Source organism: Herbidospora yilanensis, assembly GCF_001570565.1.
In the GTDB taxonomy this organism is placed as follows: Bacteria; Actinomycetota; Actinomycetes; order Streptosporangiales; family Streptosporangiaceae; genus Herbidospora; species Herbidospora yilanensis.
In genome coordinates this window covers 42,211-64,570 of the sequence record NZ_BBXE01000029.1, presented here as the reverse complement: position 1 = coordinate 64,570, position 22,360 = coordinate 42,211, and the positions used below count along the sequence as shown (strand labels likewise).

Here is a 22,360-nt window from a genome sequence, read left to right as displayed (position 1 = left end):
GGGGCGGGCCCGTGCCCGCCCCCGCCGGGGTCATGAGGTGATCTTGATGGGGGCGAAGTCGTAGTCGCCGGTGACGGGCACCTCCATGCCGGTCACGCCCTTGCGGAACGCGGCGACGTAGGTGATGCCGCAGACCGGCACGACCGGCGGGCCGGCCTCCAGGACCTGCTTGAAGATCTCCTGGAGGGGGGCGGCGCGTTCGGCGACGTCGGCGCTGACGCGCGACTCGGCGAGCAGGTCGGCGCCGCCCGGCAGTTCGAAGCCGCCGGGGTTGTAGAGGCCGCCCTTCAGGTAGAAGTCGGCGACGAACTGGCTGGGGTCGGGCCGTCCGGCCTGGAGCAGGGAGACGGTGGCGGTGAAGTTGCCGGTGCGGCGGGCGTTCACCATCTGCTGGAACTCCAGCACCTTGATGGTGACGCGGATGCCGACCTGCTGGAGCTGCGCCTGGAGGGCCTGGGCCAGGGTCTGGTACGACGTGTTCGGGCCCACCTCCAGTTGCATGTCGAAGCCGTCGGGGTAGCCCGCCTCGGTCAGCAACTGCCTGGCCTTGGCGGTGTCGTAGAAGCGGGTGACGTCGTTCAGCTCGGGCACGTTCGCCCAGAAGCCCTGCTGGAGCGGCTGCACGGCGGGTGTGCACACCCCGGCGTAGAGGTTCTTGCTGATGGAGGCGCGGTCGATGGCGTACAGCATCGCCTCGCGCACCTTGGGGTCGGTGAGCTTGCCCGAGCTGGTGTTGATCAGGATGCCGTTGAACGTGGTGTTGGCGCCCTTGATGACGGTCAGGCCGGCCGCCTCCGACTCCTTGATCTGGCTCGGGGTGATGGACGTGCCGTCGGCCTGGCCCGACTTGACGGCGCGCAGCCGCGTCGACTCGTCGGAGTAGACGGCCATCTCGATGCCGCCGAGGGTGATGCGGCCCGCGTCCCAGTAGCCGTCGAACCGTTTGAAGGTGACCTTGCCCTCGCCGAGGACGTCGAGCTGGAACGGGCCGGTGCCGACCGGCTTGCCGGTCAGGCCCGGGTCGCCGAGCGCGCTCGGCGCGACCACGATGCCGGCCTCTCCGGCCAGCACGTTGATCATGTAGCCCGACGGCTCGGCGAAGGTGAGCCTGACCTGGTCGGGGGCGAGCACGTCGACCTTGTCGAGGCCGGCGAGTGTGCCCGCGAGCGCGCCCTCCTTCTTGAAGGCCTCCAGGTTGGCCTTCACGGCCGCCCCGTCGAACGCCTCGCCGTTGTGGAACTTCACGCCGGGACGCAGCGTGAAGGTGATCGTGGTGTTGTCGTCGCCCAGTTTCCACTCGGTGGCCAGGCCCGGCACGAGTTCCCCGGCCGGGGTGCGGTTGACCAGGCTCTCGTAGACGACGTCCAGGAAGACCGGGTCGAGCGGGGCCGACTTGCGGGGGTCGAAGGAGGTCGGCATGCCCGGCACGGCCCACCGCAGGACGGCGTTCCGGTCGAATCCCGCCGAGGTCCCCTGGGCGTTCCCGCCGCCGTTCGCGTCCGTGCCGCCGCAGGCGGTGAGGACGAGCACGATGGCGAGGATCGCACCGGCCGATGTGACTGATGTTCGTTTCACGGCCCTTGCCTCCATCTTTCGGATGTCGCGGTGCTTCCGGCTCGTCCCCGACGCGTCGGCACGGATCCGCTTGCTTGTCTTTTCTCGGCCGGCGGGCGGGCCCGCCGGACGTCTACTTGCCGGCCAGCCGCTCCGAGGCGATGGCCGCGCCGTCGGCGAGAGCACGCAGCTTCGCCCAGACGATCTCCTCGTGGCCGACCCGCGAGCCGATCCCGCAGTCGGTGCCGGCGTGCAGGTTCTCCCGGCCGACCACCGAGGCGAAGTTGACCAGCCGCTCGGCCACCAGCTCGGGGTGTTCGACCAGGTCGGTGGCGTGGCTGACCACGCCGGGGATGAGGATCTTGCCGTCGGGCAGCTTCACGTCCTCCCACACCCGCCACTCGTGGGCGTGCCGGACGTTCCCCGCCTCGATCGCGTACGCCGAGGCGTTGACCTTCACGAGCAGGTCGGCGATGTGGCGCAGGCCGATGTCCTGGGTGTGCGGGCGGTGGCCGCTGCCCCAACAGGTGTGCATGCGGATCTGCTCCGGCGGCAGGCCGGCGATGGCGTGGTTGATCACCTCGACCGCGGACTCCAGGTAGCGCCGCAGGTCGGCGACGTCCCAGGTGGGGTGGAACTGCCAGGTGGTGGCGAACTCGGGTTCGTCGATCTGGAGCACCAGACCGGCGTCGGTGATCGCCTTGTACTCCTCGCGGAGGGCCTCCGCGACGGCGAACATGTAGTCCTCCTCGCTCGCGTAGAACACGTTGCGCGCGCCCGCGCCGAGGCTGAGCGGGCCGAGCGCGGCGACGAAGCCGTCCGCCTCGCGGCCCACGAGGGCCGTCCTGAGGGCGTCGACGTCGGCGGCGATGGCGTCGTGGCCGACGTAGGTGATCGGCGCGGTGCAGACCCGCTCGACGGCGGGCATCTTCGGGGCCGCGCCCGGGGTGGAGAATCCCGGGCGGACCGGGCCGCCGGAGCCGGCCAGCCACAGGCCCGAGGCGTAGGTGCCGGGGAACTCGTCGCGGTCGCGGGCGGCGACGTACTCGCGCTTCGGCGGCACGGCCGGGTCGATCGGCAGGGTCTCCCAGCCGGTCACCCGCGCGTGGATGTAGCCGCTGTAGCCGGACATGTTGGCGGCCTTGACGTACTCGCCGTCGTTGACGGTGTCGAGGCCGCAGGCGATCTGGAGGTCCACGACCTCGCCGACCGCCGAGGGCAGCCGGGCCAGCACCTCCTCCCGGCGCCCGTCGGCGATGAGCGTGTCCAGGTCGGCAGGGCGGGGCAGGTTGCCGCCGTGCGTGGTGAGAATCCGCCGGTCGTCGCGTCTCATCCGATCCCCTCGAATTTCTGGAGTTGGTGGCCGCCGCACGACGGGTCGGCCAGACCCGGCCGGACGGCGAAGCTGTAGGTCACCTCGGCGACGTACACGTCGCCGCGCGAGTCCCGCGCGATGCCGTGCGGGGCGATGAACTCGCCGGCGCCGTCCCACCGGTCGAGCACCCGGCCGTCCGGGTCGAGCACGGTCACCCGTCCCGGCTGGTCTTCGGCGGCCTCGCCGCGGACGAAGGAGCGGGTGCCCTTGGGCCGCCAGAGTTCGGCGACGTAGACGGCGCCGTCCGGGGCGGTGGTCAGGGCGCACGGCCGCCGGACGTCGGTCCAGGCCGTCAGGAAGCGGCCGTCGGCGTCGAAGACCTGGACGCGGTCGTTCTCCCGGTCGGCGACCAGGACCCGGCCGTCGGGGGTGACGTCGAGGCCGTGCGGGAGGTGGAACTCGCCGGGCCCGGTGCCGGCCGCGCCCCAGGAGTGGCGTAGTTCGCCGTCCGGCGAGAAGCGGTGGACGCGGCAGTTGCCGTAGCCGTCGCTGACGTAGAGGTCGCCGTCCGGGCCGACGGCCAGGTCGGTGCAGCGGTTGAACGGCCCGGCCGGGCGGCGCACCCGCTCGACCCGGTGGACGCGGGTGGGGCCCTCGGAGGTGTAGCCGGTGTCGGAGGGCTCGCCCGGGGTGCCGATGGTCTGGAGCAGCTCGCCTTCGGGGGTGAAGCGGCGCACGCTGTGGTCGCCCGCGTCGACGCAGTAGACCGAGCCGTCGGGGCCGACGGTCAGGGCGTGCGGGAGCGTGAAGACCCCCCGGCCCCACGCGCGCACGAAGGCGCCGTCGGGTTCGTACACGAGAACCTGGTGGTCGAAGCGGGTGAACAGGAAGACCTGGTCGCCGGGCCCGATCGCCACGTCGGTGACGTCGCGGTGGGTGACGCCCTCGGGCGTCCTGGCCCAGGAGGCGTCGGCGCGTCTCACGGCGCGACCTCGTGACCGCGGCGGGCGGGCAACCAGCCCCACGGGTGGGCGCCCCAGCCGGGGGCGAACAGTTCTCCGCCCTTGACGGTGTGCACGGGCGCCAGCGCCCGCGTCCCGTGGAAGGTCTCGCGGGCGGTGTCGACGAAGGCGAAGTCGCCCGCGACGACGTCGAGGATGGTCAGGTCGGCCGCGCGGCCCGGGGCGATCGCGCCCAGCTCCTCGCCCATGCCGAGGGCGCGGGCGGCGTTGGCCGTCGTCATGCGCACGACGTCGGGGAGGTCGTAGCCGACGGCCAGGAACTTGGCCATGCACTCGACCAGCGAGTGGAAACCCTGCCCGGCGAGGGTGAGGTCGCTGCTGACGGTGTCCGGCGGAAGGCCGCGTTCGCGCTGCTCGCGGGCCACGCGGTGGCCGAAGTTGCCCCGGCCGAGTGCGGCGTCGAGGATCACGCCGCGCTCGCGGGCCTCGATCAGGGCGGCGTCCATGTCGGTGGCGCCGCCCGGGTTGGGCGTGCACAGGTGGGTGAGGATGTCGCCGGGGTCGAGCTGGTCGACGGCGAAGCGGGTGACCGGGGTGAGGCGTTCGGGTTCGGGCCGCCGGTGCGCCGACAGGTCGCCGATGTGCACCATCAGCGGCACGCCGTGCTCGCGCGCCACGTCCTTGGCGGCGGCGACGACCTCCTTGCCGCGTTCGGCCACCAGCGGGCCGACCAGCCGCAACTTGACGCCCCTGACCAGCCCGGGGTTGGCGGCGACGCAGCGGGCGATGGCCGCGCGGTCGATCTCGGCCAGGTCGTGGACGTCGACCATGCTCGGCATCGTGTGCGCGTGGCTGCCGACGTTGAGGAACGGCACGACGCGGGTGCGGGCGCGGGGCTGGATGAAGGCGCCGAAGACGCCGATGTTGGCCACGCCGACCGAGCCGGCGTCCACGACCGTGGTCACGCCCGCCCGCACCCCGATGTCGTCGGGGTCGCAGCCCTCCATGCCGACGCCGGGGGTGATCGCGCCGTGCGCGACGTGGGTGTGCAGGTCGATCAGGCCCGGGACGACGTGCCGGCCCGGGGCCGTCGCGTCGATCACCCGGCGGGCGCGGGCGGCGTCCAGTCGCGGGGCCACGGCGGTGACGCGTCCGCCGGTGACGGCGACGTCCATGGGGCCGTCGAGGCCCTGGCCCGGGTCCAGGACGTGGCCCCGGACCAGCAGGTCGTACTCCATCGTTCTCCTCAGAAGTGGTCCCAGCCGGAGGGAAGGCGGTCGAGTTGCACGGCCCACGCCCCGGCCAGCGTGTCGGCCTCGGCGGCGAGCCCGAGATCGGCCAATACGGCGCGGGCGTCCGCGCCGGGCCGCCTGACCGGCGCGCCCAGGCGGGGCGGGTTGCCCTCGGCGGTGATCGCGATGCCGGGCATCACGACCTCGCCGACCTCTTCGGAGGTCTGGGCGACGGTCAGCCCCAGCGAGCGGGGCAGCGGATCGGTCATCAGGTCGGCGAGCCGCACGACGGCGTGCGCGCCGTGGCCGTCGGCGACCAGCTTCCGCACGCAGGCCTCGACGGTCTCCTCGGGGTCGACGACGGGCGGCGGCCGGTCGTCGCGCACGCCGAGGAAGAACCATCCGTCGGCGGCGCGGTGGTAGCGCTGCCGCTCGCTCGCGGTGAGCACGCCCGCCTGCTGGAGCAGGCCGGTCTGGGTGAGCGAGGCGTGGACGTGTTGCCCCTCGCCGGTGACGGCGCGGTGGTGGAGGCCGAGCGCGGCGGCGAAGGCCGCCAGCAGGCCGGTGCCGTAGTCGAGCACGTTGTAGGGCCCGAACACGGCCGGAGGGCCGTCGCCGCCGGTCAGCGCCATGATGCCGGTGGCGGCCTGCCCCTGGGTCTCGTAGCCCCGGCGCTCCGACCAGGGGCCGCCCCGGCCGTAGCAGCCGACCGAGACGTAGACGATGTCCGGGCGGCGGGCCCGCACGTGGTGGTAGCCGAGCCCGTAGCTCTCGGCGGTGCGGCCGGGGAAGTTGTGGGTGAGCACGTCGGCCCGCTCGATCAGCTTCCAGAGCACCTGCTGCCCGGCGGCCGACTTCACGTCCAGGAGCACGGTGCGCTTGCCCCGGTTGACGAAGCCGTGCGCGCCGACGCGCCGCTGCGGCGAGTTGACCTTGGTGACCTCGGCCCCGAACTCCGCGAGCACCCGCCCGGCGGTCGGCCCGGCCAGGATCTGGGTGAGATCGAGCACGTTCAGGCCCGCGTAGGGCGGCCGGGGGTCGCCGGTGGGCGTGCTCTCCGGGACGTCGGCGCCGAGTTCGGCCAGGATCTCCGCGCGGTCGCCGTCCGGCAGGCTGCGCGGGTGTGGTCGCGCCGCCGGGCCGCGTGACGACCACACCGCGGGGCCGGGCACCGCCGTCGGGCCGAGCAGCGGGTCGTCGACCACCGCGACCTCGCCCGACTCCCGGGCGTGCGTGCTCTCCCGCCACTCCGCCGCGGTGCGCACCATGGCGAGCGGCACCCCGGCGTCGTGCGCGAGGTCCTCCCACTCCTGGGCGGTCCTGGTCAGGAACAGCCCGGTGAGGTCGTCGGCCTCCGGCGCTCCGGCGGCGTCGAGGAACCAGGTGCGGAAGCGCGGGGTCGCGCCGATCGGGTTGAACTGCACCCAGCGGCCGTCGGCGCAGCGGTAGGTGCCGCTGCCGTTGGCGCGGATGGCCCGCTCGGGCAGCAGGCCGCGCTCCACCGGGTAGGCGCCGGAGCCGCCGACGGCCTCGAACATCGCGTGGAACAGCGGCACCTCGATCCGGTCGCCGCGCCCGGTCCGGTGCCGTTCGGTCAGCGCGGCCACCACGGCGAAGGCGCCGCAGAAGGCGGCGAAGTTGGAGGCGACCGGGAGGGCGGCGTACACGGGGCTGTCGGGGTCCCGCCCCTCGGGCAGGTAGCCGGCGCGGACCCGGCAGTTGCCGGTGGCCGCCGCGACGACGCCCTCCCAGGCCGGCAGGCCCGCGCGGGGATCGGCGGCGGCGAAGCCCGGCAGCGAGCAGTAGACCAGCCGGGGGTGGGCGGCCCGGAGCCGCGCCGCACCCAGCCCGAGCCGGTCCATCACCCCCGGCCGGAAGTTCTCCACGACCACGTCGGCCCGCGCCACCAGCGCGAGGGCCGTGTCGAGGTCGCGCTTCAGGTCGAGCGTGATGCGGCGTTTGCCGCGGTTGAGCACGGCGTCGTGGCGGCCGGGCGCGACGCCGGGACGGTCCACCCGGACGACGTCGGCGCCCTGGTCGGCCAGCATCAGGGCCAGCAGCGGCCCGGCCACGTGATGGCCGAAGTCGACCACCCTGACCCCCGAGAGCACGGTCATCGCACCTTCTCCTTCGCCGGGGCCGGCTGGTGGCGCAGGCAGGCCACCCGGTGCCCCCGCTCCACGGCCAGCAGCTCCGGGTCCTCGGTGCGGCACACGTCCATCACCACCGGGCAGCGGGTGTGGAAACGGCACCCGGAGGGCGGGTCGGCCGGGTCGGGCAGGTCACCGCCCAGCTCGATGCGCTCGCGGGCGCGCTGGGCGCGCGGGTCGGGCAGCGGCACCGCCGACAGCAGCGCCTCGGTGTACGGATGGCGCGGGCTCTCCGCGATCCGCTCCGCGGGGCCCTCCTCCACGATGCGCCCCAGGTACATGACCGCGATCCGGTGCGACAGGTGCCGGACGGTGGCGAAGTCGTGCGAGACCAGCACCAGCGCCTGGCCGGTCTCCTCCTGGATGGACAGCAGCAGGTTGAGGATCTCCGACCGGGTCGACAGGTCGAGCGCGGAGGTCGGCTCGTCGGCCACCAGCACGCTCGGCGACAACGCCAGCGCGCGGGCGATGCACACCCGCTGCCGCTGGCCGCCGGACAACTCGTCGGGGTAGCGGTCGGCGAAGGCGGGGTCGAGCGCCACCCGGGCCAGCAGCGCGGCGGCGTGCTCGCGCATCTCGCCGCGCCTGATCCGGCCGTGCACCAGCAGCGGTTCGGCGACGGCGTGCGCGACCGTCTTGGTCGGGTCGAGCGCGCCGTACGGGTCCTGGAAGACCACCTGCAGCCGGGCGCGCACGGCCTTGAGCTCGGCGCCCCTGGCGCGGCTGACGTCGCGGCCCTCGACCTCGACGGTGCCCCGGTCGGGGGTGAGCAGCCGGGCCATCAGGCGGCCGACCGTGGTCTTGCCGGAGCCCGACTCGCCGACGATGCCGACGGTGGTCCCGGCGCGCACCTCCAGGTCCACGCCGTCGACGGCGCGCACGCTCTCCAGCGCGCGGCCGAAGGCGCCGCGGCGTACCGGGAACGACTTGGTCAGCCCGCTGACCCGCAGCACGACACGGTCGTCAGCCATGGAGCGCCCCTTCCAGCACCAGGTCTCCCGAGGCGACCCGGCCGCAGCGGGTGCGCCCGTGGGGTTGCGGCCGCGCGCACTCCGGCGCGGTGAAGTGGGCGCAGCGTGGCCCGAACCGGCAGCCCGGCGGGAACGCCCCGGCCGTGGGCACCCGGCCCGGGATCACCGTCAGGCGGGAGCGCGACTGCCCGGCCTGCGGCACGGCGGCCAGCAGGGCGGCGGAGTAGGGGTGCGCGGGCCGGTAGAACAGGTCGTCGACGCCGGTGCGTTCGGCGATGTGGCCGGCGTACATGACCACGACGTCGTCGCAGAAGTCGGCGACCACGCCCAGGTCGTGGGTGACCAGCAGCACCGCGAGCCCGAGGTCGCGCTGCAGGTCGCGCAGCAGGGAGAGGATCTCGGCCTGGATGGTGACGTCGAGCGCGGTGGTGGGCTCGTCGGCGATGATCAGCCGGGGGTCGCAGGCGATGGCCGCGGCGATCATGACACGCTGCTGCATGCCGCCGCTCATCTCGTGGGGGTAGGCCGCCAGCCGCCGGGCCGCGTTGGGGATGCCGACCCGGTCGAGCAGGTCCTTCGCCCGCGCGAGCGCGACCTTGCGGCCTTCGCCCAGGTGCAGGCGGCGGGCCTCGGCGATCTGGTCGCCCACGGTCATGCTCGGGTTGAGGCTGCTCATCGGCTCCTGGAACACCATGCCGACCGGGCCGCCGCGGATCTTGCGTAATTGGCGCGGGGAGCAGGTGAGCAGGTCGACCCCGTCGAACACGACGGCGCCGGCCGAGACCCGCACCGACGGCGGCAGCAGGCCGAGGACGGCCAGCGACGTCAGCGACTTGCCGCAGCCCGACTCGCCGATGAGGGCGGTGCAGCGGCCCTCGTTCACCTCGAAGGTCACGTCCTCGACGAGACCGGGCTGCGTGCCCGGCAGGTCGATGGTCAGCCCTTCCACGGACAACAACGTCATCTGCCCCTCCTCAGGCCGACCGCGTCGCGGATCGCGTCACCGATGGTGTTGAAGGCCAGCACGGTCAGGACCATCGCGACCCCGGGCGGAACCACCGAGAAGGGCGCGTCGAACTGGTTGGTGTAGGCGGCCTTGAGCATCGACCCCCAGCTCGCCTCCGGCGGCTGCACGCCGAGCCCGATGAAGCTCAGGCTGGCCTCGGCCAGCAGCGCGACGCCCATGAGGATGGTCACCTGGACCAGCAGCGGGGCCGCGATGTTGGGCAGGATGTGCACCCACAGGGTGCGCCGGGTCGGCGAGCCGATCGCCACCGCCGAGTCGACGAACGTCTCCTCCGCGACCGCCAGCGTCGCGCCGCGCACCACCCGGAACAGGCCGGGCGCGAAGATGATGCCGATCGCGATCATCGCGTTGACCAGGCCGGGACCGAGCACCGCGAGGATGGCCAGCGCGCCCACCATGGCGGGCAGGCTGAGCACGGTGTCGGCCAGCCGACCGGCGACCGCGTCGACCAGGCCCTTGCGCAGTCCCGCCCACAATCCGAGCGGCAGCCCGATGAGCACGGCCACGCCCACCGAGATGAGCGGCGCGGCCAGCGCGATGCGGGCGGCCTGGATGACGCGGCTGGCGACGTCGCGGCCGAACTCGTCGGTGCCGAGCAGGTGGGTCCAGCTCAGCCCGGCGAAGCGGTTGCCGAGATCCTGCGTGTCGGGGTCGTGCGGGGAGATGAGCGGACCGGCCACCGCCAGCACGATCAGCAGCAGCAGGAATCCGGCCGCCGTGGCGACGGCGGGGCGGCGCAGCACACCGCGCAGCACCCTGCGGCCCGGGGAGGTCCGGGCCGGTCCGGGGATCTTGGGGGCGCTCGCGCGCCTGGTGACGAGGGTCATGCCGTGCGCACCTTCGGGTTGATCCAGCCGTAGGCGAGGTCGACGATGAGGTTGAGCAGGACGACGACGACGGCGCAGAGCAGCACGTATCCCTGGATGATCGGGTAGTTGCGCTGCAGCACCGCGTTGACGGCCAGGGTGCCGAGGCCGGAGATGCCGAACACGGCCTCGATGACGATCGCGCCCCCGAGCAGCCGGCCGGCCTGCAGGCCGAGCACGGTCACCACGGGGATGGCGGCGTTGCGCAGGATGTGCCGCCGCACCAGCCAGCCGCCCGAGGCGCCCCTCGCGCGCGCCGTCCTTATATAGGGCCGCGTCAGCACGTCGGCCACGCATCCGCGCGTGTGCCGGGCCAGTTCGGCCGCGGTGGCCAGGCCGAGCGCGGTCGACGGCAGCACGATGTGGGACAACCAGGTGCCGAAGCCCTCGGAGAGTTCGGCGTACCCGGTGGCCGGGAGCCAGGGGTTGGTGAGCGAGAACACCGACACCAGCACCATCGCCAGCCAGAAGCTCGGCATCGCGATGCCGAGCGTGGCCAGCGCGGACACCGCGCGGTCGACCCTGCTCCCCCGGGTCAGCCCCGCCACGATCCCGGCGCTCACCCCCACCAGCACCGCGACGACGATCGCCATCAGCGTGATGACGAGGGTCGGCGGGGCACTGCCGGCGATCGAGTCGACCACCGTCTTGTCGGTGAAGAGCGAGCGGCCGAGGTCGCCGCGCAGCACGCCCGTGAACCACGTGACGTACTGCTCCAGGACGGGCCGGTCCAGGCCGAGTTCGGCGCGGATGCGCTCGACGTCCGCGGCGGTCGCGTTCTCACCCGCGACCGCCTCGGCCGGGTCACCCGGAATCAGGTGGACCAGCAGGAACGTGAGGATCGACACCAGCCACAGGACCAGCAGGCCGCCACCGAGCCGACGGATGATCATGCGGATGCCCACCGCCACCTCCCGCCGCGTACCAGGCTTTGTCCGATAATTGGACAAAACGTTTGATATTTGTTACGCCATGCTGCCCTGCGGGTAAGTTCGCGTCAAGGGGCTACCACGGCGTAAATCGGCGGAGTCGGGAGTGTTACGAAGCCCGGCGTTCCGCCAGGTCATCAGGCGTGTATAGCCCCGCCGGGGAACCGGGGACTTCAGGTTCCACCCCAGGAACCTCTACGGTTCTCTGGTTCGCAGCACATGGAAAACCCGAGGAACCGCCGTGGCCGAACCCGTCACCCCCATCGGCCAGATCAGTCAGGAGAACCGCACCCTCCGCGACCTGGTCGAGACCTACCGCCACCTGTCCGGCCTGGCCATGCAGGACGCCGACATCGGCGCCGTGGCCGAACTCGTCGCCCGCCGCACCGGCGTCACCGTCGCGGTCATCAGCCAGAAGATCGGCATCCTGGCCGCCGCCTCCCCCGGCGTGAGCGGCCCGGACGCCGTCCAGTACGTCCACGACCACCTCATCCACCCCCGGCTGGCGCACACGCTGGCGATGGCGGGCCGGACCCGGCGCGCGATGCGGGTGCCCGGCCCGGCCAAGGGCTCGATCGTGATCGTGGCGCCGATCCTGATCGGCGACACCGCCCCCGCCTACCTCGTCTCGCTCATGGACGACCCGGCGGGCCAGGCCGAGGAGCTCCACCTGATGATCGCCGAACACGCGGCCACGATCTCCGGCGTGGTGCTGGCCCGCGACCGCGTCATCTCCACGGCGGGCAGCCAGGTGCGCGACGACCTGATGGAGGGCCTGCTGTCGGGCTCGGCCCGCGACAACGAGGAGGTCGTGCGCTGGGCCCACCACCTGGGCTTCGACGACGACCGCGAGCACCGGGTCCTGTCGGTGCTGGTCGAGCCGCCGCCCGGCGGGTCGGAACGGGCCCGGCTGCTGGCCGAGCACGCCTGCGCGGCCACCGCGCGCCTGTTCACCGCGCAGGCCCCCGACGCCATCACGGTCGTGCGGCCGGGCGAGGTCGTCGTGGTGATGCGGGAACCGGCCGAGCAGGTCGGCGCGGTCTGCGTGCAGCGGCTGGGCGCGCTGTTCCCCGACGTCGCGGTGTCGGTCGGCATCGGCGGCCGGTTCCGCGAGCCCGGCCACATCGCGCGCTCGTACGAGGAGGCCCGCCGCACCAACGAGGCGATCCGGCGGCTCGGCCGGCGCGGCGCGGTGGTGGCCTTCGACTCGCTCGGCATCAGCCGCCTGCTGCTCCAGGTGCCCGACCCGGAGGCGCTGCGCGAGTTCGCCACCGACATCCTCGGCCCGCTGCTGCGCCACGAGCGCGAACGCCACTCCAAGTACGTCGGCACGCTGAGGTGCTACTTCCAGGAGAACAACAGCCTGCGCCGGGCGGCCGAGCTGCTGCACGTCCACCCCAACACCATCACCTACCGCATCAAGCGGGTGGAGGAGATCACCGGCCTGGACCTGGAGAACTACCGCGACCGGCTGGCCGCCCAGGTCGCCCTGGAGATCCTGGAGACCCTCGGGGAGATCCCGGGCTAGGGACGCGCGGTCACCACGGCCGCCGCCGAGTAGACGAGCCCGCCCGTGCGGGAGGAGTCGAGGTAGCGCGGGATCCACGCGTCGTCGACCGGGGTCGCGCCCCAGCCGTAGCAGACGTCGAACCCGGTCGAGGTGGCCACCCGGAACAGGAACATGTTGTCCGACAGGCGGCGGCCGGGGCTGACGAACGCCTCCATCTCGCGTTCGGCCAGGTCCCAGGCGTTCTCGACCTCCTCGATCAGCGCGGTCTCGATCATGAGGTGTTCGAGCCGGAGCGTCTCCCCGCCCTCCAGCAGGGCCACGCTGTGGTGCCGCCGGTTGCAGCGCAGGAACCACATCTCACCGTGGCGCGGCCCGAGGTTGATCGCGTCGGACACCCGCATGCCCATGACGTCGCGGTAGAAGTCGAGCCCGCGCTGCAGGTCGGGCACCCGCAGGGCGACGAACCCGAGCCCGAGGTCGCCGGTCACCGCCCGCGACCCCCGGTAGGGCTGGGGCCGCCCCTCCTGGCCGACGAACAGTTCGTGCCGCAGCCCGAAGGTGTCGTCGAAGTGGACGAGTTCCCGGACCGACCGCTCGGCCGCCAGCGCGGCGGCGCCCCGTTCGACGGTGAACCCGGCGCTCTCGACCCGCGCCACCGCCTCGGCCAGTGAGGCGTCGTCGCCGAGGTCCCAGCCCAGGTAGAGCAGCCGGTCGGGGCCGCCGGGGTGGATCGCCAGCCGGTGGGAGCGGTCGCACCAGCGCACCCGGACCGTGCCGGCCGTCTCGTACGCCTCGAACCCGAAGATCCGCGGCCCGACGTCCAGCCAGTCGGCGGCGTTGGGCGACTGCGCCCCGACGTATCCCAGAGTGCGCACGCCGCCACCCTAACTGTCGTGCGGCACAAACTCGCTGGCCGGAATCCTGCGACCGCGCCCGAAGACCGGCGTGTGCCCGTTTTGCGACCGTGTGGGGAACGGCGACCTGAGGAGCTATTGATGGTCAACGAGCCCAGGCCCTTCCGGCCGAGGATCTCGGCCCGGCTCGCGTACACGCTGCACGCCGGCCTGGCCCCCAACCCCTTCTACCGGCGGCTGGCCGCCTTCGTGGAGGGCCGGCCCCGGCTGGCGCGCTGGTTCACCTCCGGCGAGCGGGCCGTGAAGGAACGGCTGTTCGGCTGCCGCATGTGCGGCCAGTGCGCGCTGCCCGTGACCGGCTACGCGTGCCCGATGACCTGCCCCAAGCAACTGCGCAACGGGCCGTGCGGCGGTGTGTCGGCCGACGGCTCCTGCGAGGTCGACCGCTCGCTGCGCTGCGTCTGGGTGACGGCCGCCGAACGGGCCGGTTCGGCCGGCCGAGGCGGCGACCTCGACCTGCTCCAGCGTCCGGCGGACAACCGCGAGTGGAGCCGCAGCTCCTGGCTGAACTACTGGCAGGGCCGCGACGAGGGCCTGACGACGGCCCTGGGCGACGGCTGATGAGCGGGCTGCGCGCCGCGCTCGCCGACGGCGGGCGGTTCGTGGTGACCGCCGAGGTGGGGCCGCCCCGCGACGCCGACCCCGACGCGATCACCCGCCGGGCGAAGGCGCTGCGCGGCTGGGTGGACGCCGCCAACGTCACCGACAACCAGGGCGCGAACGCGCGCATGTCGAGCCTGGCCGCGAGCGTGCTGCTGCGCGCGGCGGGCGTGGAGCCCGTCATGCAGCTCACCTGCCGCGACCGCAACCGCATCGCGCTCCAGTCGGACCTGATCGGGGCCGCCGCGCTCGGGGTCCCGAACGTGCTGCTGCTGACCGGCGACCACCCCTCGCTCGGCGACCACCCGGAGGCGAAACCGGTCTTCGACCTCGACGGCGTGCAGCTCGTCTGGACGGCGCGCCGGATGCGGGACGAGGGCGTGCTGCTGTCCGGCAGGCCGCTCGGCCGCCGGCCGTCGTGGCTGATCGGGACGGTGGAGAACCCCTTCGCCCCGCCGACGGCCGCGCGGGCGCGGCGGCTGGCGAAGAAGGCCGCGGCGGGCGCGGAGTTCGCGCAGACCCAGTACGTCTTCGACCTGCCCGCCTTCGCCCGCTGGACCGCGATGCTCCGCGACGAGGGCGTGACCGAACGGTGCGCGGTGCTCGCCGGGGTGGGGCCGATCCGGTCGCTGCGCATGCTGGCGTTCCTGAGCACGGGGGTGCCCGGCGTGCACGTGCCCGACGAGGTGGCGCGGCGGCTGCGCGGGGTGCCGGAACGCCGCGTCGAGGAGGAGGGCCTGGCCATCTGCGAGGAGACGCTGCGCGAGCTGGCCGCGACGCCCGGCGTGAGGGGGGCGCACCTCATGGTGTTCGGCCACGAGGACGAGGTGCCCGACCTGCTGCGCCGGGCCGAGATCAGGAAGGGCGATCCCGATGTTGATCGACTTTAGGCCGCACGCCCGGTTGCGGGCCGCCGCCCCGGTCGACCTGACCGCCTCCGTCGGGCCGGTGGTGGGCGCGCTGGTGCGCTCGCCGTGGGACCTGGCGCGGGTGCGGGTGGTCTGCGACTGGGTGCAGTACCGGGAGAACTTCCGCGAGCCCGTGGACGCCCGGCCGATCCTGCCGCCCGGCCGGGAGGGGCTGGAGCTGGCGGTCGACGTGCGGCGGGCCGGGGACGTGCCGCTGGGCGAACGGGCCGAGGCGGTGCTGCGCGACGGCACGGCGGGCCGCGCCTACCTGGAGGACTGGGGTCCCGGCTCGCGGAGCTGCGTGTGGGACTTCAACGCCCTCTACTGGAACGCCCTGGAGGCGTGGGAGAAGTCGACCGGGCGCGGCTACGAGCAGGCGCTGCCCGGCGGCGAGAGCGACGCCCGCGACCGCGACGCCGCCCGCGACCTGATCCTCGACCTGTTCGGCGCGTGGGACGACCTGGCCCGCGCGGGCGCGCTGCCCGACGAGCTGGTGGTGGTGGAGCTGGGCGTCGGCAACGGCAACCAGGCCAAGGTCTTCCTCGACGAGTTCCGCCGCGCCGACCGCGCCTGCGGCGGCGACTACTACCGGCGGCTGCACTACCTCATGTGCGACTACTCGCGGCACGTGCTCGATCTGGCCGGGCAGGCGGTGGCCGAGCACGCGGGCCGGGTCAGCGCGGTCGCCCTCGACGCCACCCGGCCGCTGACCTCGCTGGGCTTCCTCAAGTACAAGGTCTTCCTCGTCTACGTCTCCAACATGTACGACAACCTCCCGACCGACGAGGTCGCCCAGCTCAGCGACCGCACCTACCTGGTGGAGACACGGGCCTACCTGCCGGCCGGGGAGGACCCGGCCCCGGTGCGCCGCCTGCTCAAACTCGGCCCGCGCCTGCTGGCCGAGGCCGACCCCGGCCGCTTCCCCGACCTCGACGCGGCGGTGGCGTTCTGGCGGCGGGCCTGGTCGGCGGTGCGCCTGGAGGAGCGGTACGTCCCGCTGGCCGGGCTCGACGCCTACCAGGTGACCCCGAGGTTCAACGGGGAGGCGCTGCGCCCGCTGCTGGAGTCGGGCCGGGACGTGCGCATGCACGTCAGCAACGGCGCGGTGGCCAGTTTCACCGACAGCCTGCACCTGCTCCACCCGCACGGCCGGCTGGTCTGCCACGACCTGTTCGTCACCGACGTCGACGGCTACCGCACCATGTTCCGCGGCCCCGGCAAGTACGACGGCTCGGTCGTCAACTGGGTCAACGGCCCCCTGCTGGCCCACATCGGCCGCCGTCGCGGCTTCGACGTGCACTACGAGCCGTTCCGGAACAACGTCGTCACGATGACCGCCCAGGCGAGGGACTGACCATGAGCCTTCCCCCGCTGCCCACGACCGTCGTCGGCTCCTACCCCGTGCCCGAGTGGATGGAGCGGCTCAAGACCGACCACTGCCGGGGCCGGATGAGCGACGGCCAGCTCCAGGACGTGCACGACATGGCGATCAAGGCCGCGCTGCGCGACCAGGAGCTCGCCGGGATCGACATCGTCTCGGACGGCGAACTGCGCCGCGACAACGACGTCGACTACACCCTGGCCCGCATGCCGGGCATCGAGATCCCCGACCCCGTCAAGGACTTCTACTTCGATTACCACGAGGCCCGCGTCGCCTCCCTGCCCGTCCCCGAGGGGCCCTCGCCGCTGGGCCTGGCCGCCGACTACGCCTTCACCGCCGCCCACACGGCCGCGCCGGTCAAGTTCTCCTTCACCGGCCCGTTCTCGCTGGCCTGCCGGGTCCGCGACCTGGGCGGGCACGACCGGCGCGACCTGGTGATGGCGATGGCCGCCGTGCTGAACGCCGAGGCGCGGGCGCTGGCGGCGGCCGGGGCCACGCTGCTGCAGATCGACGAGCCGTTCCTGGCCGGGCACCCCCGCCACGCCGGCCTGGCCGTCGACGCGGTCAACGTGGTGACCGAGGGCGTGGCGGCCACGTGGGCGCTGCACGTCTGCTACGGCAACCGCTACGCCCGCCCGTCGTGGGAGGGCCACTACGACTTCCTGTTCCCCGAGGTCCTGCGGGCCGGGGTCGGCCAGCTCGTGCTGGAGTTCGCCCGCAAGGGCGACGACGACCTGGCCATCATCGAGAAGTTCGGCTGGCCCGGCGACCTCGGGCTGGGCGTGGTGGACGTGAAGACCTGGGAGGTCGAGTCCCCCGCCCTCGTGGCCAGCCGCATCCGGCGGGCGCTGCGCCACCTGCCCGCCGACCGTCTCTTCGTCAACCCCGACTGCGGCCTGCGCGGCGTCACCGGCGCGGTGGCCCGCGCCAAGCTCGCCGCGATGGTCGAGGGGGCCCGGCTGGTCCGGGACGAACTCATCTCTCAAGGAGCGACCGCATGAGCAAGGACGTCCTGTTCACCTCGGAATCGGTGACCGAGGGGCACCCCGACAAGATCGCCGACGCGATCTCCGACGCCGTCCTCGACGCCGCGCTCGCGGCCGACCCGATGTCCCGGGTGGCCTGCGAGACGCTGATCACCACCGGCATGGTCGTGCTGGCCGGGGAGATCACCACCCCCGAGCCGCTCGACTACCCGAGGATCGTCCGCGACACCGTCACGGAGATCGGCTACGACGACGGCGCGTACGGCTTCGACGGCGCGCACTGCGCGGTGCTGGTGGCCCTCGACAAGCAGTCGCCCGACATCGCCCGGGGCGTCGACGTGGCCGCCGAGCACCGGGAGGGCCGCGCGGAGGACGACTTCGACCGGGTCGGCGCGGGCGACCAGGGGATGATGTTCGGCTACGCCTGCGACGAGACCCCCGAGCTCATGCCGGCCCCGATCACGCTGGCCCACCGGCTGGCCCGCCGCCTCGCCGAGGTCCGCAGAACCGGCCTGCTCGGCTACCTGCGGCCCGACGGCAAGACCCAGGTGACGATCCGCTACCGCGACGGCGTGCCGGTGGCGGTCGACCGGGTGCTGGTCTCCACCCAGCACGCCGAGGAGGCCACCGCCGACCGCATCCGCGAGGACCTGTGGCGCCACGTGGTGGCGCCGGTGCTGCCCGAGGAGCTGTCCGACCCCGCGGAGCTCCACCGCACCCTGCTGGTCAACCCGACCGGCCGGTTCGTCGTCGGCGGCCCGGTGGGCGACGCGGGCCTGACCGGCCGCAAGATCATCATCGACACCTACGGCGGCGTCGCCCGGCACGGCGGCGGCGCGTTCTCCGGCAAGGACCCCTCGAAGGTGGACCGCTCGGCCGCCTACGCCGCCCGGCACGTCGCCAAGAACGTCGTGGCGGCCGGACTCGCCCGGCGCGCGGAGGTCCAGGTCGCGTACGCGATCGGGGTGGCCAGGCCGGTCTCGCTGCTGGTGGAGACCTTCGGCACCGAGCGGGTCGACCCGGCGCTGATCGACCGGCTGGTCGAGGAGTGCTTCGACCTGCGCCCGGCCGCCTTCCGCCACCACCTCGACCTGCACCGGCCCATCTACCGGCCGACCTCCGCCTACGGCCACTTCGGGCGCACCGACGTCGACCTGCCGTGGGAGCGGACCGACCGGGCCGACGCGCTGCGGGTGGCCGCCGGGCTCACCGCCGACGCCATGCCGTCGGGCGTCTGATGGCGGCCACCGGACTGAGCACCCCGCCCGCGCGGGCCGCCGTGGCGCACGACGTCGGCCGCCTGGTCGTGGCGTGCCCCGACGGGCCCGGCATCGTCGCCCTGATCACCACGTTCCTGCACCGCAACGGGGCCGACATCCTGCAGTCGGACCAGTTCTCGACCGGTGAGCGGTTCATGCTGCGGGTCGAGTTCCACCTGGAGCACGCGCGGGAGGGGCTGCACCCGCTGGAGCGGCGGTTCGCCGCCGAGGTGGCGGGGCCGCTGGGCGCGGAGTTCCGGCTCCGGCCCTCCGGGACGCCGACGAAGGTGGCGATCTTCGTCTCCCGGCACGACCACTGCCTGCTCGACCTGCTGTGGCGGGCGCGCCGGGGCGAACTGCCCATCGAGGTGGTCACGGTCGTCTCCAACCATCCCGACCTGGAACACGACGTCGCCGGGTTCGGGGTGCCCTATGTGCACATCCCGGTGACGAGGGAGACCAGGGCGGAGGCGGAGCGGGCCCAGCTCGCGGCCATCGCGGGCCGGGCCGAACTGGTGGTGCTGGCCCGGTACATGCAGATCCTGTCGGGGGACTTCCTCCGGCGCGCGGGCGTGCCGGTGATCAACATCCATCACTCGTTCCTGCCGGCGTTCGCGGGGGCGGGGCCGTACGAACGGGCCAAGCAGCGCGGCGTGAAGCTGGTCGGCGCGACCGCCCACTACGCCACCGAGGACCTCGACGAGGGCCCCATCATCGAGCAGGACGTGGTGCGGGTCTCCCACCGCCTCAGCTCGGCCGACCTGGCCCGGCGCGGCGCCGACGTCGAGCGGGCCGTGCTGGCCCGCGCGGTCGACTGGCACTGCGCCGACCGGGTGTTCGTCGACGGCCGCACGACCGTCGTCTTCTGACAGGAGATCCCATCATGGCCCCCGTCGCGGTCAGCGGCTCGATCGCCACCGACCACCTCAGCCACTTTCCCGGCCGCTTCGCCGACCACCTCATCGCCGACCGGCTCGACCGCCTCTCGCTGAGCTTCCTCGTGGACGACCTGGAGATCCGGCGCGGCGGCGTCGCCGCCAACATCGCCTTCTCGCTGGGCGTGCTGGGCCGGAGCCCGGTCCTGGTGGGCGCGGTCGGCGCGGACTTCGCCGACTACCGCTCCTGGCTGGAACGGCACGGCGTCGACTGCTCGGGCGTGCTCACCGTCACCGGGGCGCACACCCCGCGCTTCAGTTGCGTGACCGACGACGACCAGTGCCAGATCGCCTCGTTCTACCCGGGCGCGATGAGCCGTTCCGGCGAGGTCGACCTGGCCCCGATCGTGGCCGCCCGCGGGGTCGGCCTGGTGCTGGTCGGCGCGGGCGCGCCCGAGGCGATGCTGGCCCACACCGGGCAGGCCCACCGGCTGGGCGTGCCGGTGGCCGCCGACCCGTCCCAGCAGCTCCCCCGCCTGACCAGGGACGAGTGCCGCACTTTGGTGGACGGCGCGGCCTACCTGTTCACCAACGAGTACGAGTGGGACCTGCTGCTGCGCCGCACCGAGTGGACCGAGGCGCAGGTCATGCGGCGGGTGGGCCTGCGCGTCACCACCCTCGGCGGCAAGGGCGCCCGGATCGTGACCGGCGACGGCACCCGCTTCGAGATCGAGGCGGTCCCGGCGCGGGAGGCGCGCGACCCGACCGGGGTGGGCGACGCCTTCCGGGCCGGCTTCCTCGCGGGCCTCGACGGCGGCCTGCCGCTCGACCACGCCGCCCGGCTGGCGTCGCTCGTCGCGACCGCCGTGCTGGAGAGCGTCGGCAGCCAGGAGTGGACGCTCGACGCGGCGCAAGGGACCGAACGCCTGGCCGAGGCCTACGGCCCCGACGCGGCGGCGGCGATCGGCCCGCTGCTGCGCGGGGTCAACCCCACGCCCGGATGAGAGCCGCCGATCGGGCCGCCACGGTCAGGGCCAGCGCGAACACCGGCAACCAGGCCAGCCGGGCCGCCACCCAGCCGAGATGCCCCGGCACGGTGTGCAGCCCGGCCAGCGGCCCGGCGGGCAGCGCGAGCGCGGTCACCACGATGAGCGCCGTCTGGTGCCACACGTAGACGGTCATCGCCGACACGTTCACCGCCGCCACCGCGCCCCACAGGGCCGGGCGGCGCATCAGCCGGCGGAGCGGTTCGAGCAGCAGCAGGGCCGCGCCCGCCTGGGCGAGCCCGAACGTCACCGCCGCCAGCGTCGGGGGCGACTGGTTCGACAACGCCGCCCCGGGCACGCCGACCATGGCCGCCGGGTAGCCGCCGACCGTGATCAGCACGGCGGTCGCGGCGGCCCCGCCCACCAGCAGGGGCCGCCCGTCGAACCGCCGCCACGACAACCCGACGCAGAAGGGCACCAGCCAGGCCGCCCCCACGTTGATCCAGCCGACCCAGCCGGGGGCGCCGAAGCCGAACCGGGCCACGTCGACGGCCGCGACCACGGCCACCGGCCAGCCGGGGTGCAGCCGGGCGACCAGCGGGGCCGCGGCCATGAGCGCCCCGTACACGGGCAGGAACCAGAGCGGCGCCCACACCAGCTTCGCCAGCGCCGCCACCGTCGCGGGGTCGGCGCCGCACGCCAGCAGCACGACCACCACCACGGCCCACACCCCGGCGAGCGCGGGCAGCGGGCGCAGCAACCGGATCAGGCGCAGCCTCGGCGGGGTCGTGCTCCGGGCCGCGACCATGCCGCCGACCAGGAAGAACAGCGCCATCGTCTGAAGGAGCCACGACACCGGCGCGAGCTCGGGCAGGTGTTTCAGCGGGCTCGTCACCCTGATCGTGCCGCTGTCGGCGACGAGCGCGGTGACGAGCCAGTGGCCGCACACGACCCCGGCGATGGCGAGCGCGCGCAGGGCGTCGACGCCCCGGTCACGCATGGGCCACGATCCGGGCGATGCTCGCCAGCGACCGGCCCAGCAGGTAGTCGCCGTGCCCGGCGTCGCCCGCGTCGAACCGCCGCGCCCCGAAGCCCGGGGCCGTGGGGTCGGGGCCGAAGACGGCCGGCACGTCGCCGATCCAGTCGCCACGGCCACGACCGGCCCAGACGGTCGCCGGGCCGCCCAGGGCGGCGGCCGAGGGGGCCGGTACGCCCGCGGCGCCGTACAGGATCAGGTTCCCGACCGGCAGGCCGGGCGCGGCGCGGGCGCACACGACGGCCCCGTAGGAGTGGCAGAGCAGGGAGATCCGCGCGCCCGGGAGGACGGCGGCGAGCCGTTGGACGAAGGCGCGCAGGCGCGGGGCCGCGGCGTCGGCCCGGGCCGTGGTCACCGCGGCGAGGCTGACCAGCCGCGGGGTCGGGTAGCCGAGCCAGGCGACGACCGCGGAACCGGCCCCGAGCGCGGCCCGCAGGCGGATCGTGCCGCCGCGGAGCCGCCCGTAGGCGTCGAGGGTGGTGCCCGCGCCGGGGACGACGACCGCCACGGTGCGCGCCGGGAGCATACCGACGACCTCGATCGCCGTGCCGCCGTCGCGGCCGTCGAAGGCCAGGAACGTGCGCGACGGCACGGCCATCGCGCGCAACGACGCGGCCCTCGTCGTGTCACCCCGTTCGGCCGCGAGCCGGGCGGCACGGCCGATGGCCTCCCTGGTCAGGGTGTACTGAGCCGGGCCGAAGGCGACCGGGGTCTCCGGCGGGGCGACGACGCCCTGGCCGGCGACCGGCACGGCCACCGACACGGCCACCGACACGGCGAGCAGGAGGGACGACAGCAGACGCTTCATGCCGGGGACGATGCCGGAGCCCGCCGGAGGGACGCATCGGAGCGAGGGTGTACGACCACGGTCCGATCCCCGTACCCCGCCGGCGAACCTA

The 22,360-nt window shown here is 73.9% G+C and carries 20 protein-coding genes; 8 read left to right on the top strand and 12 right to left on the bottom strand.

The window, feature by feature from the left end; translation table 11 throughout:
* Nucleotides 1-30: 30 nt before the first annotated feature.
* The 9 genes from AW273_RS23355 to AW273_RS23315 form a co-directional block, all read right to left on the bottom strand.
* Nucleotides 31-1,575 carry an ABC transporter substrate-binding protein gene (locus tag AW273_RS23355; protein ID WP_198168308.1) on the bottom strand — a complete coding sequence of 515 codons (1,545 nt, stop codon included), beginning with the start codon at nucleotides 1,573-1,575 and terminating at the stop codon, nucleotides 31-33.
* Between the two features lie 112 nt (nucleotides 1,576-1,687).
* Complete coding sequence (locus AW273_RS23350; RefSeq protein ID WP_062351824.1) at nucleotides 1,688-2,887, bottom strand: uroporphyrinogen decarboxylase/cobalamine-independent methonine synthase family protein; 1,200 nt, start codon at nucleotides 2,885-2,887, stop codon at nucleotides 1,688-1,690.
* A complete protein-coding gene (locus AW273_RS23345) occupies nucleotides 2,884-3,852 on the bottom strand; it encodes a peptidyl-alpha-hydroxyglycine alpha-amidating lyase family protein (RefSeq protein WP_062351821.1) in 969 nt (322 codons plus the stop codon). Before AW273_RS23345 ends, AW273_RS23350 begins: the two co-directional genes overlap by 4 nt.
* Complete coding sequence (locus AW273_RS23340) at nucleotides 3,849-5,069, bottom strand: amidohydrolase family protein (protein WP_062351818.1); 1,221 nt, start codon at nucleotides 5,067-5,069, stop codon at nucleotides 3,849-3,851. Before AW273_RS23340 ends, AW273_RS23345 begins: the two co-directional genes overlap by 4 nt.
* Before the next feature lie 8 nt (nucleotides 5,070-5,077).
* Nucleotides 5,078-7,180 carry a CaiB/BaiF CoA-transferase family protein gene (locus AW273_RS23335; RefSeq protein WP_062351815.1) on the bottom strand — a complete coding sequence of 701 codons (2,103 nt, stop codon included), beginning with the start codon at nucleotides 7,178-7,180 and terminating at the stop codon, nucleotides 5,078-5,080.
* Nucleotides 7,177-8,184, bottom strand: a complete 1,008-nt coding sequence (locus tag AW273_RS23330) for an ABC transporter ATP-binding protein (protein WP_062351812.1) — start codon at nucleotides 8,182-8,184, stop codon at nucleotides 7,177-7,179. The genes AW273_RS23335 and AW273_RS23330 overlap by 4 nt, the downstream gene beginning before the upstream one ends.
* Nucleotides 8,177-9,148, bottom strand: a complete 972-nt coding sequence (locus AW273_RS23325) for an ABC transporter ATP-binding protein (RefSeq protein ID WP_062351809.1) — start codon at nucleotides 9,146-9,148, stop codon at nucleotides 8,177-8,179. The genes AW273_RS23330 and AW273_RS23325 overlap by 8 nt, the downstream gene beginning before the upstream one ends.
* A complete protein-coding gene (locus AW273_RS23320) occupies nucleotides 9,145-10,038 on the bottom strand; it encodes an ABC transporter permease (RefSeq protein WP_062351806.1) in 894 nt (297 codons plus the stop codon). Before AW273_RS23320 ends, AW273_RS23325 begins: the two co-directional genes overlap by 4 nt.
* Nucleotides 10,035-10,970 carry an ABC transporter permease gene (locus tag AW273_RS23315; RefSeq protein WP_062352116.1) on the bottom strand — a complete coding sequence of 312 codons (936 nt, stop codon included), beginning with the start codon at nucleotides 10,968-10,970 and terminating at the stop codon, nucleotides 10,035-10,037. Before AW273_RS23315 ends, AW273_RS23320 begins: the two co-directional genes overlap by 4 nt.
* A 277-nt stretch (nucleotides 10,971-11,247) precedes the next feature.
* Here AW273_RS23315 and AW273_RS23310 point away from each other — a divergent pair, with 277 nt between their 5' ends.
* Complete coding sequence (locus AW273_RS23310) at nucleotides 11,248-12,534, top strand: PucR family transcriptional regulator (protein ID WP_062351803.1); 1,287 nt, start codon at nucleotides 11,248-11,250, stop codon at nucleotides 12,532-12,534.
* Here the strand turns inward: AW273_RS23310 and AW273_RS23305 are convergent.
* Nucleotides 12,531-13,391 carry a VOC family protein gene (locus tag AW273_RS23305; RefSeq protein WP_062351800.1) on the bottom strand — a complete coding sequence of 287 codons (861 nt, stop codon included), beginning with the start codon at nucleotides 13,389-13,391 and terminating at the stop codon, nucleotides 12,531-12,533. The two genes, AW273_RS23310 and AW273_RS23305, sit on opposite strands and share 4 nt — an antisense overlap.
* 120 nt (nucleotides 13,392-13,511) lie before the next feature.
* Between AW273_RS23305 and AW273_RS23300 the strand changes: the two genes are divergently transcribed.
* From AW273_RS23300 to AW273_RS23270, 7 genes are read left to right on the top strand one after another with little or no spacing between them, the layout of a single operon-like run.
* On the top strand, nucleotides 13,512-13,991 hold the full coding sequence (locus AW273_RS23300; RefSeq protein WP_157556075.1) for a methylenetetrahydrofolate reductase C-terminal domain-containing protein: 480 nt from the start codon (nucleotides 13,512-13,514) through the stop codon (nucleotides 13,989-13,991).
* Nucleotides 13,991-14,920: a methylenetetrahydrofolate reductase gene (locus AW273_RS23295; protein WP_062351797.1), complete on the top strand. Its 930-nt coding sequence runs from the start codon at nucleotides 13,991-13,993 to the stop codon at nucleotides 14,918-14,920. Before AW273_RS23300 ends, AW273_RS23295 begins: the two co-directional genes overlap by 1 nt.
* Nucleotides 14,904-16,292, top strand: a complete 1,389-nt coding sequence (locus tag AW273_RS23290) for a hypothetical protein (protein ID WP_157556073.1) — start codon at nucleotides 14,904-14,906, stop codon at nucleotides 16,290-16,292. Before AW273_RS23295 ends, AW273_RS23290 begins: the two co-directional genes overlap by 17 nt.
* Before the next feature lie 2 nt (nucleotides 16,293-16,294).
* Nucleotides 16,295-17,320 (top strand): uroporphyrinogen decarboxylase/cobalamine-independent methonine synthase family protein, encoded by a 1,026-nt coding sequence (locus AW273_RS23285; RefSeq protein ID WP_062351791.1) that lies wholly within the window; start codon nucleotides 16,295-16,297, stop codon nucleotides 17,318-17,320.
* The gene (gene metK / locus AW273_RS23280) at nucleotides 17,317-18,543 is read left to right on the top strand and encodes a methionine adenosyltransferase (protein WP_062351783.1); all 1,227 of its coding nucleotides are present in this window, start codon (nucleotides 17,317-17,319) and stop codon (nucleotides 18,541-18,543) included. The genes AW273_RS23285 and metK overlap by 4 nt, the downstream gene beginning before the upstream one ends.
* Entirely contained in the window at nucleotides 18,543-19,433 is an 891-nt protein-coding gene (purU, locus tag AW273_RS23275) for a formyltetrahydrofolate deformylase (protein WP_062351780.1), read from the top strand. Before metK ends, purU begins: the two co-directional genes overlap by 1 nt.
* Before the next feature lie 14 nt (nucleotides 19,434-19,447).
* Nucleotides 19,448-20,443 (top strand): carbohydrate kinase family protein, encoded by a 996-nt coding sequence (locus AW273_RS23270; RefSeq protein ID WP_062351777.1) that lies wholly within the window; start codon nucleotides 19,448-19,450, stop codon nucleotides 20,441-20,443.
* On the opposite strand, the gene AW273_RS23265 is transcribed toward AW273_RS23270, so the two are convergent.
* On the bottom strand, nucleotides 20,424-21,425 hold the full coding sequence (locus AW273_RS23265; protein ID WP_062351774.1) for an acyltransferase family protein: 1,002 nt from the start codon (nucleotides 21,423-21,425) through the stop codon (nucleotides 20,424-20,426). The two genes, AW273_RS23270 and AW273_RS23265, sit on opposite strands and share 20 nt — an antisense overlap.
* Nucleotides 21,418-22,269 (bottom strand): alpha/beta hydrolase, encoded by an 852-nt coding sequence (locus tag AW273_RS23260; RefSeq protein ID WP_062351760.1) that lies wholly within the window; start codon nucleotides 22,267-22,269, stop codon nucleotides 21,418-21,420. Before AW273_RS23260 ends, AW273_RS23265 begins: the two co-directional genes overlap by 8 nt.
* Nucleotides 22,270-22,360 lie beyond the last annotated feature (91 nt).